The sequence below is a fragment of the Roseicella sp. DB1501 genome, assembly GCF_013112485.1.
Taxonomy (GTDB): domain Bacteria; phylum Pseudomonadota; class Alphaproteobacteria; order Acetobacterales; family Acetobacteraceae; genus Paracraurococcus.
Genome location: NZ_JABFHG010000007.1, coordinates 272,579 through 288,508 on the forward strand (window position 1 = coordinate 272,579; position 15,930 = coordinate 288,508).

General features: G+C 67.4%; 13 protein-coding genes. All 13 read right to left on the bottom strand.

The features are described from left to right. Positions 1 to 3 precede the first annotated feature (3 nt). The 13 genes from HJG45_RS16045 to rplK all read right to left on the bottom strand — a co-directional run bounded on the left by HJG45_RS16045 (position 4) and on the right by rplK (position 15,708). Complete coding sequence (locus HJG45_RS16045) at positions 4 to 327, bottom strand: 50S ribosomal protein L23 (protein WP_171613104.1); 324 nt, start codon at positions 325 to 327, stop codon at positions 4 to 6. Then, a complete protein-coding gene (gene rplD / locus HJG45_RS16050; RefSeq protein ID WP_171613105.1) occupies positions 324 to 944 on the bottom strand; it encodes a 50S ribosomal protein L4 in 621 nt (206 codons plus the stop codon). The genes HJG45_RS16045 and rplD overlap by 4 nt, the downstream gene beginning before the upstream one ends. A gap of 12 nt (positions 945 to 956) precedes the next feature. Further along, positions 957 to 1,676, bottom strand: coding sequence for a 50S ribosomal protein L3 (gene rplC / locus HJG45_RS16055; protein WP_171613106.1), 720 nt, complete (start codon positions 1,674 to 1,676; stop codon positions 957 to 959). Between the two features lie 22 nt (positions 1,677 to 1,698). Then, a complete protein-coding gene (rpsJ, locus tag HJG45_RS16060) occupies positions 1,699 to 2,007 on the bottom strand; it encodes a 30S ribosomal protein S10 (protein ID WP_007004401.1) in 309 nt (102 codons plus the stop codon). Positions 2,008 to 2,034: 27 nt separating this feature from the next. After that, complete coding sequence (gene tuf, locus HJG45_RS16065) at positions 2,035 to 3,222, bottom strand: elongation factor Tu (protein ID WP_171613107.1); 1,188 nt, start codon at positions 3,220 to 3,222, stop codon at positions 2,035 to 2,037. A 28-nt stretch (positions 3,223 to 3,250) separates the two neighbouring features. Next, complete coding sequence (gene rpsG, locus HJG45_RS16070) at positions 3,251 to 3,727, bottom strand: 30S ribosomal protein S7 (protein WP_171613108.1); 477 nt, start codon at positions 3,725 to 3,727, stop codon at positions 3,251 to 3,253. Between the two features lie 12 nt (positions 3,728 to 3,739). Beyond that, entirely contained in the window at positions 3,740 to 4,111 is a 372-nt protein-coding gene (gene rpsL / locus HJG45_RS16075) for a 30S ribosomal protein S12 (protein WP_111472698.1), read from the bottom strand. A gap of 316 nt (positions 4,112 to 4,427) precedes the next feature. Next, positions 4,428 to 8,684 (bottom strand): DNA-directed RNA polymerase subunit beta', encoded by a 4,257-nt coding sequence (rpoC, locus tag HJG45_RS16080; RefSeq protein ID WP_171613109.1) that lies wholly within the window; start codon positions 8,682 to 8,684, stop codon positions 4,428 to 4,430. 94 nt (positions 8,685 to 8,778) lie between these two features. Continuing rightward, on the bottom strand, positions 8,779 to 12,957 hold the full coding sequence (rpoB, locus tag HJG45_RS16085; protein WP_171613110.1) for a DNA-directed RNA polymerase subunit beta: 4,179 nt from the start codon (positions 12,955 to 12,957) through the stop codon (positions 8,779 to 8,781). A gap of 209 nt (positions 12,958 to 13,166) precedes the next feature. After that, positions 13,167 to 13,550 carry a 50S ribosomal protein L7/L12 gene (rplL, locus tag HJG45_RS16090; protein WP_171613111.1) on the bottom strand — a complete coding sequence of 128 codons (384 nt, stop codon included), beginning with the start codon at positions 13,548 to 13,550 and terminating at the stop codon, positions 13,167 to 13,169. Positions 13,551 to 13,679: 129 nt separating this feature from the next. Further along, a complete protein-coding gene (rplJ, locus tag HJG45_RS16095; protein WP_171613112.1) occupies positions 13,680 to 14,198 on the bottom strand; it encodes a 50S ribosomal protein L10 in 519 nt (172 codons plus the stop codon). Positions 14,199 to 14,562: 364 nt separating this feature from the next. Then, the gene (gene rplA, locus HJG45_RS16100; protein WP_171613113.1) at positions 14,563 to 15,270 is read right to left on the bottom strand and encodes a 50S ribosomal protein L1; all 708 of its coding nucleotides are present in this window, start codon (positions 15,268 to 15,270) and stop codon (positions 14,563 to 14,565) included. Positions 15,271 to 15,273: 3 nt separating this feature from the next. Next, positions 15,274 to 15,708 (bottom strand): 50S ribosomal protein L11, encoded by a 435-nt coding sequence (rplK, locus tag HJG45_RS16105; RefSeq protein WP_171613114.1) that lies wholly within the window; start codon positions 15,706 to 15,708, stop codon positions 15,274 to 15,276. Between the last annotated feature and the right edge of the window lie 222 nt (positions 15,709 to 15,930).

The following is a 15,930-nucleotide window of genomic DNA, read 5'->3' on the forward strand; positions in this document are numbered from 1 at the left end:
GCGTCACGCGAGTCCCGTCGTGAGGTCGATGCTCTGGCCTTCGGCCAGCTTCACCATCGCCTTCTTCCAGTCCGAGCGCTGGCCCGGACGGCCCCGGAAGCGCTTGGTCTTGCCCTTGACCACCAGCGTGTTGACCGCCAGCACCTTCACGCCGAACAGCTCCTCGACCGCCGCCTTGATCTCGGGCTTGGTCGCCTCGAGGGCCACGCGGAAGGCGAACTGGTTCTGCTCGGAGAGGGCGGTCGCCTTCTCCGTCACCAGCGGCGACAGGATGGTCTGGTACATCCGCTCCTTGGAGAGGAGCGGGCGCGTCGTGGCCTCGCTCATGCCAGGCGCTCCTTCAGGGCCTCGACGCCGGCGCGCGTCACCGCGAGCACGTCGTGCTTGAGGATGTCGTAGACATTGGCGCCGATGGTCGGCAGCACCTGCACATGCGGCAGATTGCGCACGACGCGGCCGAAGCCCTCATCGACCTGCGCATCGACCACCAGCGCCGACTTCCAGCCGAGCGCCTTCACCTGCTTCGCCAGCGCGCCCGTCTTGGGCGTCGCGCCGGCGGATGCGACATCGAGCACCACCAGCTTGCCCTCGGCGGCCTTCTGGCTGAGCGCGGAGATCAGGCCGAGCCGCCGGACCTTCTTGTTCAGCGAATAGCCATGGTCGCGCACGACCGGGCCGTGCACGACGCCGCCAGTGCGGAACTGCGGCGCCCGCAGAGAGCCCTGGCGGGCATTGCCGGTGCCCTTCTGGCGATAGGGCTTCTTGGTCGTGCCAGAGACCTCGCCCATTCCCTTGACCTTGTGCGTGCCGGCACGGCGCTTCGCCAGCTGCCAGTGCACGACGCGGGCCATGATGTCGGCGCGGGGCGCTGCAGCGAACAGCGCCTCCGGCAGCTCGATCTCGCCTGCCGAGCCGTTATCCAGCGTGATGACCGGAACCTGCATCGTTCTCTATCCTCAGGCCCCAGCGTCCGGCGAAGCCGGCGCGTTCGAGGCGATACCCGCCGGGAAGGGCGCATCGGCGTGGCGCGCGCGCTTCACCGCGTCGCGCACCATCACATAGGTGCCCGTCGAGCCCGGCACGGCGCCCTTGATCAGCAGCAGCCCCTTCTCAAGGTCGTGGCCCGCCACCTCCAGGTTCTGGGTGGTGACGCGCTCCTGCCCGAGATGGCCGGCCATCTTCTTGTTCTTGAAGGTCTTGCCCGGATCCTGGCGGTTGCCGGTGGAGCCGTGCGAGCGGTGGCTGATGGACACGCCGTGCGAAGCCTCAAGGCCCGCGAAGTTCCAGCGCTTCATCGCACCGGCGAAGCCCTTGCCCTTGCTGACGCCCGTGACATCGACCTTCTGGCCGGCGACGAAATGCGCTGCGGTCAGACGCGCCCCCGGGTCGATCGCCGCATCCGCGCCGACTCGGAACTCGACGACCTTCAGCGGCGCCTCGACACCAGCCTTGGCATAGTGCCCGCGATTGGCGCGCGTCACGTTCTTCGGCTTGGCCCGGCCGATGCCGAGCTGGACGGCTTCGTAGCCATCCTTCTCGGCATTGCGGCGGGCAATCACACGCACGTCGTCCAGATGCAGGACGGTGACGGGCACCGTGCTGCCGTCATCCTTGAACAGCCGGGTCATGCCCAGCTTCCTGGCGATCAGGCCGGTGCGGCCGGTCTTGGCGGCCATGGTAGATTACTCCCCCTGCCGCTCAGAGCTTGATCTCGACATCCACACCGGCAGCCAGGTCGAGCTTCATCAGCGCGTCCACGGTCTGCGGGGTGGGGTCGACGATATCCAGCAGGCGGCGATGCGTGCGGATCTCGAACTGCTCGCGCGACTTCTTATCGACATGCGGCGAGCGGTTGACGGTGAAGCGCTCGATCTCCGTCGGCAGCGGGATGGGCCCGCGCACCCGTGCGCCCGTCCGCTTCGCGGTGTTGACGATCTCCCGCGTGCTGCCATCGAGCACGCGATGATCGAACGCCTTGAGGCGGATGCGAATATTCTGGCTGTCCATGGGAGACGGACCCAACCTTGCCCTGACTTACTTCGTGATGCCGGCGACGACGCCGGCGCCGACGGTGCGGCCGCCCTCGCGGATGGCGAAGCGCAGGCCCTGGTCCATGGCGATGGGGGCGATGAGCTCGACGTCCATCGTCACGTTGTCGCCCGGCATCACCATCTCGACGCCCTCCGGCAGCTTGACGATGCCGGTCACGTCGGTGGTGCGGAAGTAGAACTGCGGCCGGTAGTTGGTGAAGAACGGCGTGTGCCGCCCCCCCTCCTCCTTGGTCAGGATGTAGGCCTCGGCCTTGAACTGCGTGTGCGGCGTGATCGAGCCGGGCTTGGCCAGGACCTGGCCACGCTCCACGTCCTCGCGCTTCGTGCCGCGCAGCAGCGCCCCGATGTTGTCCCCCGCCTCGCCGCTGTCCAGCAGCTTGCGGAACATCTCAACGCCGGTCACCGTCGTCTTGACCGTGTCCTTCAGGCCGACGATCTCGACTTCCTCACCGACCTTCACGATGCCCCGCTCGACCCGGCCCGTCACCACCGTGCCGCGGCCCGAGATCGAGAACACGTCCTCGATCGGCATCAGGAAGGGCAGGTCCTTCGGCCGCTCCGGCTGCGGGATGTAGCTGTCCACCGCCCGCATCAGCTCCAGCACCGCCTGCTCGCCGATCTCAGGCGTCTTGTCCTCGAGCGCCGCCAGCGCCGAGCCCTTGATGATCGGGATGTCGTCGCCCGGGAACTGGTAGGAGGACAGCAGCTCGCGCACCTCCATCTCCACCAGCTCGACCAGGTCCGGATCGGCCATGTCCATCTTGTTCAGGAACACCACCAGCGCCGGAACGCCAACCTGCCGCGCCAGCAGGATGTGCTCGCGCGTCTGCGGCATCGGGCCGTCCGCCGCCGACACCACCAGGATCGCGCCGTCCATCTGCGCCGCGCCCGTGATCATGTTCTTCACGTAGTCAGCGTGGCCAGGGCAGTCCACATGCGCGTAGTGACGGTTCTGCGTCTCGTACTCGACATGCGCCGTCGAGATCGTGATCCCCCGCGCCTTCTCCTCCGGCGCCTTGTCAATCTGGTCGTAGGCCGTGAACGTCGCACCGCCCGTCTTCGCCAGAACCTTGGTGATCGCCGCCGTCAGCGACGTCTTCCCATGGTCCACGTGACCAATCGTCCCGATGTTGCAGTGCGGCTTCGTCCGCTCAAACTTCGCCTTCGCCATCGTCGTCGTCCTTCGATCGGTGTCCGGATTACCAGCGGTAGTGGCTGAACGCCTTGTTCGCCTCGGCCATCCGGTGCGTGTCCTCGCGCTTCTTCACGGCCGTGCCACGGTTGTTCGCCGCATCCATCAGCTCCGCCGAAAGGCGCTCTTCCATCGTGTTCTCGCCGCGCTTGCGCGACGCATCGATCAGCCAGCGGATCGCCAGGGCCTGCCGGCGCTCCGGCCGCACCTCAACCGGCACTTGGTAGGTGGCGCCGCCGACGCGACGGCTGCGCACCTCGACGGCCGGCTTCACGTTGTCCATCGCCTCATGGAACATGCGCAGCGGGTCGCCATTCGGCCCGACGCGGCGCTTCAAGGTGTCCATGGCGGCGTAGACGATCCGCTCGGCGGTGCTCTTCTTGCCATCATACATCAGCACGTTCATGAAACGGCTGAGAACGATGTCGCCGAATTTCGGATCCGGCAGGACTTCGCGCTTCTGCGCGCTATGGCGGCGAGACATCCGTGCCTCTCCTTACTTCGGCCGCTTCGCGCCGTACAGCGACCGGCGCTGCCTGCGCTTGGCGATGCCCTGGGTGTCCAGCACGCCGCGAAGGATGTGGTAGCGAACGCCCGGAAGATCCTTCACGCGGCCACCCCGGATGAGCACCACGGAGTGCTCCTGCAGGTTGTGGCCCTCGCCGGGGATGTAGCTCACCACCTCGTACCCGTTGGTCAGGCGCACCTTGGCGACCTTACGCAGCGCCGAGTTCGGCTTCTTCGGCGTGGTCGTATAGACGCGCGTGCAGACGCCGCGCTTCTGCGGGCAGGCCTGCAGCGCGGGCACCTTGTTCCGCTTCGCGTTCGGCTCGCGCCCCTGGGCGATGAGCTGGTTGATCGTCGGCATGACGCCCCTTCGAATCCCGTCCGTCCGTCCCGCGGCCGCCGAAAGCCAATGTGCCCGCAGGGAACTGGATTGCTCCCCTGCAGGCGCCCTGACCCGCCCTCGACCTGATGCCGTCCCGAACAGCGGGACCGCGGTGCCGAACGCGCAGCGTTGTGGACCAAACACCTTCGGCAGCCCGCGCGGCGATGCGCGCGGCCGTGCCAAGGGACGGCTACCTACGCGCCGGCCCGTCGAGAGTCAAGCGACGTGGAGCCCCAGAAAGAAAAAGGCCGGGCCCCCTGCGGGACCCGGCCTTTCTCGTTGCAATAGAAGCAGACTATTCGGCGGCCTGCTGGCCGGGCTCCGGCAGAGCCGGGGCCGTTGGCAGGCGCGTGCGGTCGCGCTGCGCCGCCAGGGCCCGCAGCCGGTTCATGACCGAGCCCGTCCCCGCCGGGATCAACCGCCCGACGATGACGTTCTCCTTGAGGCCCGCCAGCGTATCGACCTTGCCGGCCGTCGCCGCCTCGGTCAGCACCCGCGTCGTCTCCTGGAAGGAGGCGGCGCTGATGAAGCTGGTGGTCTGCAGCGAGGCCTTGGTGATGCCCTGCAACACCGGCTCGGCCCGTGCGGGCCGCTCCTTGGCCGCCAGCCGCTTCTCGTTCTCGATGTCGAACTCGATGCGGTCGACCTGCTCGCCGATCAGGAAGGTGGTGTCCCCGGCATCGAGGATCTCCACCTTCTGCAGCATCTGCCGGACGATGACTTCGATATGCTTGTCGTTGATCTTCACGCCTTGCAATCGATAGACGTCCTGGATTTCATTCACCAGGTAGTTCGCCAGGGCCTCGACACCCAGGACCCGCAGGATGTCATGCGGCACGCGGGGGCCGTCGACCAGCGGATCGCCGGCCTTCACGTAGTCGCCCTCCTGCACCGAGACGTGCTTGCCCTTCGGCACCAGGTACTCGCGCGGCACGGGCGGCTCGTCGCCCACCTGGTCGGGCACGACCAGGATGCGGCGCTTTGCCTTATAGTCCTTGCCGAACTCCACACGCCCGTCGATATCCGAAATGATCGCGTGATCCTTCGGACGCCGCGCCTCGAACAGCTCCGCGACGCGCGGCAGACCGCCGGTGATGTCGCGGGTCTTCGAGCTTTCGCGCGGCAGCCGCGCCAGAACGTCGCCCGCCTTCACCGTGCCCCCGTTCTCGACGTTGAGCACCGAGGCCGGCTGCAGGAAGTACTGCTGTACCTGGCCGGGGAATTGCGGATCGTCGGCCGGCGACCGCAGCAGCAGCCGCGGCCGCAGATTGGCGTTCTTCGCCTTGTCGACCGGCTCGCGCACCACCTTGGAGGACAGGCCAGTGACCGGATCCGTCTCCTCGTAGAGCGTCAAGCCCTCAATCAGGTCGGCGAATTCCAGCATGCCTGCCCGCTCGGTGATGATCGGCAGGGTGAAGGGGTCCCACTCGGCCAGCTTCTGGCCGCGCGTGACCGCCGCGCCCTCCTCGGTCAGCAGCCGTGCGCCGTAGGGCACGCGGTAGCGCGCCCGCTCGCGGCCCTGCATGTCGCTCAGGATGATCTCGCAGTTACGGCTCATCACCACCGGTGCGCCGGCGCTGTTGGCAACGACATTGCGGTTGGCGATCTTCACCGTGCCGTCCGAGGTCGCCTCGACCGCCGACTGCTCGGCGCCACGCTGCGCCGCGCCGCCGATATGGAAGGTGCGCATCGTGAGCTGGGTGCCCGGCTCGCCGATCGACTGCGCCGCGATGACGCCGACCGCCTCGCCGACATTCACCGGCGTGCCACGGGCCAGGTCACGCCCGTAGCAATGGCCGCAGACGCCCGACCGCGCATCGCAGGTGAGAACAGAGCGGATATAGACCTCCTCCACCCCCGCCTTCTCGATCCGCTCGGCATCCGGCTCCTCGATCAGCGTGTTGCGCGGCACGATGATCTCGCCCGAGACCGGGTCGGCGATGTCGCGCTGCACGGTCCGGCCGAGGATGCGCTCGGAGAGCGAGGAGATCACCTCGCCGCCATCCATCACCGCGCGCACAGTGATCCCGCGCTCGGTGCCGCAGTCGTTCTCGACGATGATGCAGTCCTGCGCCACGTCGACGAGACGCCGCGTCAGGTAGCCGGAATTCGCCGTCTTCAGCGCCGTGTCGGCCAGACCCTTGCGGGCACCGTGCGTCGAGTTGAAGTACTCGAGGACGGTCAGGCCTTCCTTGAAGCAGTTGATGATCGGCTGCTCGATGATCTCGCCACTCGGCTTCGCCATCAGGCCGCGCATGCCGGCGAGCTGGCGCATCTGCGCGGGCGAGCCGCGAGCGCCGGAATGGGACATCATCCACACCGAATTGGTGGGCTTGCCCGCCTCCTGCTTCGAGATTTCCTTCATCATCGCGGCCGCCACCTCCTCGGTGCAGCGCGACCAGGCATCGACCACCTTGTTGTAGCGCTCGCCCGCGGTGATAAGGCCGTCGAGATACTGCTGCTCGAACTCCTTCACCTCGGCCTTGGTCTTGCCGATCAGCTCCGGCTTGCTGTCCGGGATGACCATGTCGTCCTTGCCGAAGGAGATGCCGGCCTTGGCCGCCTGGCGGAAGCCGAGGCCCATCAGCCGGTCGGCGAAGATCACGCTCTCCTTCTGCCCGCAATGCCGATAGACGGTATCGATGACGTCGGAGATCGACTTCTTCGTCAGCTGGCGGTTCACCAGGCTGTAGGGCGTGCGCGGATCGACCGGCAGCAGGGCGCCCATCATGAGGCGGCCGGCCGTGGTCAGGACCGTCTGCATCTCCTTGCCGCCCGGCTCCCGCGGCGCCGGCACGCGGACATGGATCGCCGTGTGCAGGGTGATGGCGCCGGCGGCGAGCGCCTGCTCCACCTCACCCAGGCCGCGATAGACCTGCGGCCGGAAGGCCAGCGCCTCCTGCTCCTCAGCGGTCAGGTTCTGCCCGCCCTTGCCGTCGATGGCGGCGATCAGCGCCTTCACCTCGGCCACGCGCTTGGAGGCGGCGACGAATTCCGGCGTCTCCAAGGAGAGATAGTAGAGGCCGAGAACGATGTCCTGGCTCGGCACGATGATCGGCTTGCCGTTGGCCGGGCTGAGGATGTTGTTGGTCGACATCATCAGCACGCGGGCTTCGAGCTGCGCCTCAAGGCTCAGCGGCACGTGCACAGCCATCTGGTCGCCGTCGAAATCGGCGTTGAAGGCGGTGCAGACCAGCGGATGCAGCTGGATCGCCTTGCCCTCCACCAGCACCGGTTCGAAGGCCTGGATACCAAGGCGGTGCAGGGTCGGGGCGCGGTTCAGCAGGACCGGGTGCTCGCGGATCACCTCCTCGAGGATGTCCCAGACCTCCGGCCGCTCCTTCTCCACCATCCGCTTCGCGGCCTTGATGGTGGTGGCGTGGCCGTACTTCTCGAGCTTCGAGTAGATGAAGGGCTTGAACAGCTCGAGCGCCATCTTCTTCGGCAGGCCGCATTGGTGCAGCTTCATCTCGGGACCCACGACGATCACCGAGCGGCCGGAATAGTCGACGCGCTTGCCGAGCAGGTTCTGGCGGAACCGGCCCTGCTTGCCCTTCAGCATGTCGCTGAGCGACTTCAGCGGCCGCTTGTTGGCACCAGTGATGGCGCGGCCGCGGCGGCCATTGTCGAACAGCGCGTCCACCGCCTCCTGCAGCATGCGCTTCTCATTGCGGACGATGATGTCCGGGGCGCGCAGCTCGATCAGGCGCTTCAGCCGGTTGTTCCGGTTGATAACGCGGCGGTACAGATCGTTCAGGTCGGAGGTCGCGAAGCGGCCACCATCCAGCGGCACCAACGGGCGCAGCTCAGGCGGGATCACCGGGATGACGCCAAGGATCATCCAGTCCGGCCGCGCGCCGCTCTCGGCGAAGGCCTCGATCAGCTTCAGCCGCTTCACCAGCTTCTTGCGCTTCGCCTCGGAGGTCGTCTCCTTCAGCTCGGCGCGCAGCCGGGTCGCTTCCTTGTCGCATTCGATGCCGGTGAGCATCTGCTTCACCGCCTCGGCGCCGATGCCGACGGAGAAGGCATCCTCGCCGAACTCGTCCATCTTCGTCTGGTACTGCTCCTCGGTCAGAAGCTGGTGCAGCTTCAGATCCGTCAGGCCCGGCTCCAGGACGACGTAGGATTCGAAGTAGAGGACCTTCTCTAGCTCCTTCAGCGACATGTCGACCATCAGGCCGACGCGCGAGGGCAGCGACTTCATGAACCAGATATGCGCGACCGGCGAGGCGAGCTCAATATGGCCCATGCGCTCGCGGCGCACCTTGGCCAGCGTCACCTCGACGCCGCACTTCTCGCAGATGATGCCGCGGAACTTCATCCGCTTGTACTTGCCGCACAGGCACTCGTAGTCCTTGATCGGACCGAAGATGCGCGCGCAGAACAGCCCATCCCTCTCCGGCTTGAAGGTACGGTAGTTGATGGTCTCGGGCTTCTTGATCTCGCCATAGGACCAGGAGCGGATCTGCTCCGGCGAGGCGATCGAGATCTTGATCTGGTCGAAGGTCAGAGCTTGGCCAGTCTGGCCCAGGATCTTCATCAGCTCGTTCATGCGGCCTTCCTTGTGGTCCAGCCTGCCACCCGGGGAGACGGGCGGCGGTGCATTCGGGTCACGGCCCCGGCGCTGCTGCGCCGGGGCGCCGCGGTCAGTTGCCGCGGTTCTCCAAATCGACGTTGAGGCCGAGCGACTTCAGCTCCTTCACCAGGACGTTGAAGCTCTCCGGAATGCCCGCCTCGAAATTGTCCTGGTCGCGGACGATTGCTTCGTAGACCTTGGTCCGGCCGGAGACGTCGTCGGACTTCACCGTCAGCATCTCCTGCAGGGTGTAGGCGGCGCCATAGGCCTCGAGCGCCCAGACCTCCATCTCGCCGAAGCGCTGGCCGCCGAACTGCGCCTTGCCGCCCAACGGCTGCTGGGTGACCAGGCTGTAGGGGCCGATGGAGCGGGCGTGGATCTTGTCGTCCACCAAGTGGTGCAGCTTCAGCATGTAGATGTAGCCGACCGTCACCTTGCGCTCGAACACCTCGCCGGTGCGGCCATCGGTGAGCCAGACCTGCCCCGAGCTGTCGAGCCCGGCGCGCTCCAGCATCCCCTCGATGTCCGACATGCGGGCGCCATCGAAGACCGGCGTCGCGATCGGGATGCCCTTCTTCAGGTTCTCCGCGAGCTCGATCAGCTGATCGTCGTTCATCGGCGCGATGTCGCGCTCGAAGACCTCGTCGCCATAGGTGGTGCGGAGGTGCTCCAGCAGTTCCTCGCGCATCGCCCCGCTGCGGCGGTAATCCTCGACCAGCTCACCCACCTGCCGGCCGAGATTGGCGCAGGCCCAGCCGAGATGCGTCTCGAGGATCTGCCCCACATTCATGCGCGACGGCACGCCGAGAGGGTTCAGCACCAGGTCGACCGACGTGCCGTCCTCGAGGAACGGCATGTCCTCCACCGGCACGACGCGGGAGACGACGCCCTTGTTGCCGTGGCGGCCGGCCATCTTGTCGCCCGGCTGCAGCTTCCGCTTCACCGCGACGAAGACCTTGACCATCTTCATCACGCCGGGCGGCAGCTCGTCGCCGCGCTGCAGCTTCTCGACCTTGCTCTCGAAGCGCTTCTGCAGCCGCTCCACGGCGGCGTCGAACTCGCGCTTCAGCGCCTCGATCTCGACCATCGCCGCATCGTCCTGCACGCCGATCTGGCGCCAGGTCGCCTTAGCGAACTGGTCGAGCACTTCGTCGGTGATGACCGTGCCGGCCTTCACGCCGCGGAAGCCGCCAGAGGCCTTGCGGTTCAGCAGGCGCTCGCGCAGCCGGCTGTGGAAGCTGCGCTCCTGGATCGCCTTCTCGTCGTCGCGGTCCTTGGCGAGCCGCTCGATCTCGGCACGCTCGATCGCCATGGCGCGCTCGTCCTTGTCGACACCGCGGCGGGAAAAGACGCGGACATCGACGATGGTGCCGGCGACGCCCGGCGGCAGGCGCAGCGAGGTGTCGCGTACGTCGGAAGCCTTCTCGCCGAAGATGGCGCGAAGCAGCTTCTCCTCCGGCGTCATCGGGCTCTCGCCCTTCGGCGTCACCTTGCCCACCAGAATGTCGCCAGGCTGCACCTCGGCACCAATATAGACGATGCCGGCCTCGTCGAGGTTACGCAGCGCCTCCTCGCCGACATTCGGGATGTCGCGGGTGATCTCCTCCTGGCCCAGCTTGGTATCGCGGGCCATAACCTCGAACTCCTCGATATGGATCGAGGTGAAGACGTCGTCGCGCGCGATGCGCTCGCTGATCAGGATGCTGTCCTCGAAATTGTAGCCGTTCCACGGCATGAAGGCGACGAGGACGTTGCGGCCGAGCGCCAGCTCGCCGAGCTCGGTGGAGGGGCCGTCGGCGATGATGTCGCCGGCGATCACGGCATCGCCCACCTTCACCAGCGGGCGCTGGTTGATGCAGGTCGACTGGTTGCTGCGCTGGAACTTGCGCAGCCGGTAGATGTCGACGCCGCGCGTGGTGCCGTCATCGCCCGTCGCCCGCACCACGATGCGGGCGCCGTCGATGGAGTCCACCACGCCGTCGCGCCGCGCCACGATGGTCGCGCCGGAATCCCGGGCGACCGCCGCTTCCATGCCGGTGCCGACCAGCGGCGCGTCGGCGCGGACCAGCGGCACCGCCTGGCGCTGCATGTTCGAGCCCATCAGCGCCCGGTTGGCGTCGTCGTTCTCAAGGAAGGGGATCAGCGCCGCGGCCACCGAGACGAGCTGCTTCGGCGAGACGTCGATCGCCGTCACCTCCTCGGGCTTCACCAGACGGAAGTCGCCGCCCTGGCGCACCGAGACCAACTCCGACTTGAACTCGCCCGTCGCGGCATCGACCTCGGCATCGGCCTGGGCAACGACCAGCCGCTCCTCCTCCATGGCGGAGAGGTAGCGCGGATCGCCGACGATCTTGCCGTCCCGCACCAGGCGATAGGGCGTCTCGATGAAGCCGTACTTGTTCACCTTGGCGAAGGTGGCGAGCGAGTTGATGAGGCCAATGTTCGGCCCTTCCGGCGTCTCGATCGGACAGATGCGGCCGTAATGCGTCGGGTGCACGTCGCGTACCTCGAAGCCGGCGCGCTCACGGGTCAGGCCGCCCGGGCCCAGCGCCGAGAGACGCCGCTTGTGCGTCACCTCGGAGAGCGGGTTGGTCTGATCCATGAACTGGCTGAGCTGGCTGGAGCCGAAGAACTCGCGCACCGCCGCCGCCGCCGGCTTGGCGTTGATCAGGTCGTGCGGCATGACGGTGTCGATATCGACCGACCCCATGCGCTCCTTGATCGCGCGCTCCATGCGCAGCAGGCCGACGCGGTACTGGTTTTCCATCAACTCGCCGACCGAGCGCACCCGGCGGTTGCCGAGATTGTCGATGTCGTCGATCTGCCCGCGCCCGTCCTTCAGGTCGAGCAGCACGCGGACGGTGGCGATGATGTCCTGCTTGCGTAGGGTGCGGATGGTGTCCGGCACCTCCTCGGCGGAGAAGCCGAGGCGCATGTTCATCTTCACGCGGCCGACCGAGGAGAGGTCGTAGCGCTCCGGGTCGAAGAACAGGCCGCGGAACAGCGTCTCGGCGGTCTCCGGCGTCGGCGGCTCGCCCGGGCGCATGACCCGGTAGATGTCCATCAGCGCCTCGTCACGGTTGGTGTTCTTGTCCACCGTGAGGGTGTTGCGCATCCAGGGACCGACCGACTGGTCGATGGCAAGCGTCGGCAGCCGCTCCACCCCGGCGCCCTCGATCACCGCCAGCTTCGGCTCGGTCAACTCGTCGCCGGCCTCCGCCCAGATCTCGCCGGTCTGGGTATCGACCAGGTCCTCGGCGACGAAGCGGCCGAGCAGGTCGGCGCGGCCGACCAGCACCTCGGTCGTGCCGCCCTCAGCGATCTTGCGCGCGGCGCGCGGGGTCAGCTTGGCGTCCTTCTCGGCGACCACGGCGCCGGTCCGGGCATCGATCAGCGGCTCCTGCAGCTTCACGCCGCGAAAGGCCTCCGGATCGAAGGGGCGGGACCAGCCCTTGGCGCCGCGGGTGAAGACCACCTGGCCGTAGAACTCGTTCAGGATCTCCTCGGCATCCATGCCGCGGATCTCGCCCGGCTCCAGGCTGGCGCCCTTCTCGACGCGCAGCCGCTCGGTCCAGGCGGAATCGAGAGCGAGGAGGAGCGTCGAGGCCGGCAACTTGCGCTTCCGGTCGATGCGGACATAGCAGATGTCCTTGGCGTCGAACTCGAAGTCGAGCCAGGAGCCGCGATAGGGAATGACGCGGGCGGCGAAGAGGTACTTGCCGCTGCTGTGGGTCTTGCCCTTGTCGTGGTCGAAGAAGACGCCCGGGCTGCGGTGCATCTGGGAGACGATGACGCGCTCGGTGCCGTTGATGATGAAGGTGCCGTTGTCCGTCATGAGCGGCATGTCGCCCATGTAGACATCCTGCTCCTTGATGTCGCGGACGGAACGACTGCCCGTCTCCTCGTCCACGTCCCACACGATGAGACGCAGCCGTACCTTGAGCGGGGCGGCGAAGGTCAGGCCGCGCTGGATGCACTCCTCGACGTCGTATTTCGGCTCTTCCAGCTCGTACTGCACGAATTCGAGCCGGCCGCGGCCCGCGAAGTCGTCGATCGGGAAGACGGACTTGAACACCTCCTGCAGGCCGGCATGCAGCCGCGCATCGGGGTTCACCTCCATCTGGAGGAAGGCCTCGTAGGAAGCCCGCTGCACATCGATGAGGTTCGGCATCGGCGCCACCTCGGGCAGCCGTCCGAAGCTCTTGCGGATGCGCTTGCGCCCGGTGAACGACTTCGTGATAGCGTTCATGCCTGTCCCGTGTCCCTGTCACCCTGGCCAGACGGCCTGGGTCTATCGCGTCCCTGTCCGCCCCGCCCTGCTCCACCGCGGCGGGGGCCACGGGGCGCAGAAATGGCGGCACGGACGGCAACCCAAGGGGGTTCCCGCCCGTACCTCCGCAATCCAGACCCCTGGGCTGGCGACGGACGGCCAACCCAAGGGTAGAAAACCAGCGACTATTACTTAACCTCGACAGTCGCGCCGTTATCCTCAAGCACCTTCTTGATCTTCTGGGCCTCGTCCTTGGACACGCCTTCCTTGACGGTCTTCGGCGCGCCCTCGACCAGATCCTTGGCCTCCTTCAGGCCAAGACCCGTGATGGTGCGGATCTCCTTGATGACGTTGATCTTCTTGTCACCGCCAGCGGCCAGGACGACGGTGAACTCCGTCTGCTCCTCGGCCGCGGCCGGCGCCGCAGCGCCGCCGCCGGCAGGCGCTGCCGCCACCGCGACCGGCGCCGCGGCGGACACGCCCCACTTCTCCTCCAGCATCTTGGAGAGCTCAGCGGCCTCCAGGACGGTCAGGCTGGAGAGCTCGTCAACCAGCTTTGCGAGATCGGCCATATCTGTGTACCTCGTGATCTAATGGCTTGGCTTGCCGTTTGCAACACCCAGGTCCGGCGCTCGGTCTTTCGACCCCGCCCGCCTGGTTCCATCCTCGGTCCGGTCGGCTCCTGCCCGCAGGCATAACCCTCAGGCCGCCTCGTCCTTCTTCGCGAAGGCACTGAACACCCGCGCCAGCTGCGAGCCAGGGGCCTGCAGCACGCCCGCGATGCGCGTCGCCGGGGTCTGAATGAGACCCAGGAGTTGCGCCCGCAGCGTCTCGAGCGAGGGCAGCTCGGACAGCGCCCTCACCCCGTCCGGGGTGAGGGTCTGTTCTCCAAGCGCCCCGCCCAGGATCACGAACTTGTCGTTCCCCTTGGCGAACTCCACGGCCGTCTTGGCCACGGCCACCGGGTCCTTCGACCACGCGAGCGCGGTCGGACCCCGGAGCAGCGGCTTGACGCCCTGGAAGCGGGTGCCGTCGAGGGCGAGGGTGGCCAGCCGGTTCTTCGCGACCTTGTACGTCGCACCAGCGCCCCGCATGCGGCGCCGCAGATCGCTCACATCCGCGACCGTCAGACCCTTGTTCTGGGCGACGAGCACGAAGGAGGTATCGGCGAACACCGCAGAGAGCTGGGCGATGAACTCGCGCTTTTCCGTGCGGTCCAAATCCCGTCTCCAACGATGACCGGCGCCTGGTGGAGGGGCTCCGGCCGGTTCACACGCAAGCCCCGGCAGCGGATCGCCGCCCGGGCCCTGGTTCGCCTGTCTGAGCCGGACCGCCAAGCCATGCACGCCGGCCAGGAGCCTCCTCCCGGCTGGCGCGGATCTCTCGGCACCCCGTCTATCGCTGGCGGGACCATCGCCCCTTCAAAGCCAGCCAGCGGCCCAGGGCCTCCGGCGGCTACCCGCGGTCTCGGACAGGTTTCGGGAGGGGCCGATGGCCCTTCCCTGCCCGCCCGCCCCCGCAGGGGCAGGCGTATTTCATGCGCCGGGCCGCAGGGACCCGGCCGCCCCGATCAGGCCGCCCCGATCAAGCTGCGGGAGCGGCGGCGAGCGAGGCGATGTCGACCTTCACGCCCGGCCCCATGGAGGAGCTCACGGCCACCTTCTTCACGTAGGTGCCCTTGGCGCCGGCCGGCTTGGCCCGCTGGATCGCCTCGATGAAGGCGCGGGCATTCTCGAGCAGCTTCGCCTCGTCGAAGGAAGCCTTGCCGATGCCGGCATGCACGATGCCAGCCTTCTCCGCCCGGAACTCCACCTGGCCGGCCTTGGCCGCGGTCACCGCGCCCTTGACGTCCATGGTGACGGTGCCGAGGCGCGGGTTCGGCATCAGGCCGCGCGGGCCGAGGATCTTACCGAGCCGCCCGACCAGGCCCATCATGTCCGGCGTGGCGATGCAGCGGTCGAAGTCGATCTTGCCTTCCTGCACCGCGGCGGCCAGCTCATCGGCCCCCACCACATCGGCCCCGGCGGCCTGCGCCTCCTCGGCCTTGGCGCCGCGGGCGAAGACGCCGACGCGCACCGTCTTGCCGGTGCCGTTCGGCAGCCCGACCACGCCGCGGACCATCTGATCGGCATGCCGCGGGTCGATGCCGAGATTCATCGAGATCTCGATGGTCTCGTCGAATTTCGCCTTGGCGTTCGCCTTGACGGTGGCGATCGCCTGCTGCAGCGGGATGATCGAGTCGCGGTCGAAGGACGCGTAGATCGCCTTCAGACGCTTGCCCTGCTTCGCCATCGATCAGCCCTCCACCACGGTCATGCCCATGGAGCGGGCCGAGCCGGCGAGCATGCGCACCGCCGCCTCCACGTCATTGGCGTTCATGTCCTTCATCTTGGTCGCGGCGATCTCGCGCAGCTGGGTCTTGGTCACCCGCCCCACATTGCCGCCCTTGCCGGGGGTGGTGCTGCCCTTCTCGATCTTCGCCGCCTTGAGCAGGAAGTAGGTGTTCGGCGGGGTCTTGGTGATGAAGGAGAAGGTGCGATCCGAATAGGCCGTAATCACCACCGGCGTCGGGGTGCCCGGCTCCATCTGCTGGGTCGCCGCGTTGAACTCCTTCACGAACTGCATGATGTTCAGGCCGCGCTGGCCCAGCGCGGGCCCGACCGGCGGAGACGGATTCGCCTTCCCGGCCGGGATCTGCAGCTTGATGTAACCGACGATCTTCTTCGCCATGGCACGTCCCTGGGGTCAGGGAGAGGCGGTACTGACGGCGCCGGAGCCCGCCCGAATGGCATGGCTCCGGGGCGCCTCCCGCATCCCGATGAGGTGAGCGGGCGCCTATGAGCGTCCCGGGCCATGGAGTCAAGCGGAATCAGCGCCCAGCCGGTCTTCGCTGCGAAGGCTGCTCCCGCAGTGCCGCAGGCGTCATGCTGCATCGCAGCAGGCGATGGCCCC

Coding starts and splice junctions, on each gene's coding strand:
- rplC (WP_171613106.1), bottom strand. CDS start 1,676: ATGGCCGCCAAGACCGGCCGCACCGGCCTGATCGCCAGGAAGCTGGGC.
- rpoB (WP_171613110.1), bottom strand. CDS start 12,957: ATGAACGCTATCACGAAGTCGTTCACCGGGCGCAAGCGCATCCGCAAG.
- rpsJ (WP_007004401.1), bottom strand. CDS start 2,007: ATGGACAGCCAGAATATTCGCATCCGCCTCAAGGCGTTCGATCATCGC.
- HJG45_RS16045 (WP_171613104.1), bottom strand. CDS start 327: ATGAGCGAGGCCACGACGCGCCCGCTCCTCTCCAAGGAGCGGATGTAC.
- rplK (WP_171613114.1), bottom strand. CDS start 15,708: ATGGCGAAGAAGATCGTCGGTTACATCAAGCTGCAGATCCCGGCCGGG.
- rplA (WP_171613113.1), bottom strand. CDS start 15,270: ATGGCGAAGCAGGGCAAGCGTCTGAAGGCGATCTACGCGTCCTTCGAC.
- rplL (WP_171613111.1), bottom strand. CDS start 13,550: ATGGCCGATCTCGCAAAGCTGGTTGACGAGCTCTCCAGCCTGACCGTC.
- tuf (WP_171613107.1), bottom strand. CDS start 3,222: ATGGCGAAGGCGAAGTTTGAGCGGACGAAGCCGCACTGCAACATCGGG.
- rpsG (WP_171613108.1), bottom strand. CDS start 3,727: ATGTCTCGCCGCCATAGCGCGCAGAAGCGCGAAGTCCTGCCGGATCCG.
- rplD (WP_171613105.1), bottom strand. CDS start 944: ATGCAGGTTCCGGTCATCACGCTGGATAACGGCTCGGCAGGCGAGATC.
- rpsL (WP_111472698.1), bottom strand. CDS start 4,111: ATGCCGACGATCAACCAGCTCATCGCCCAGGGGCGCGAGCCGAACGCG.
- rpoC (WP_171613109.1), bottom strand. CDS start 8,684: ATGAACGAGCTGATGAAGATCCTGGGCCAGACTGGCCAAGCTCTGACC.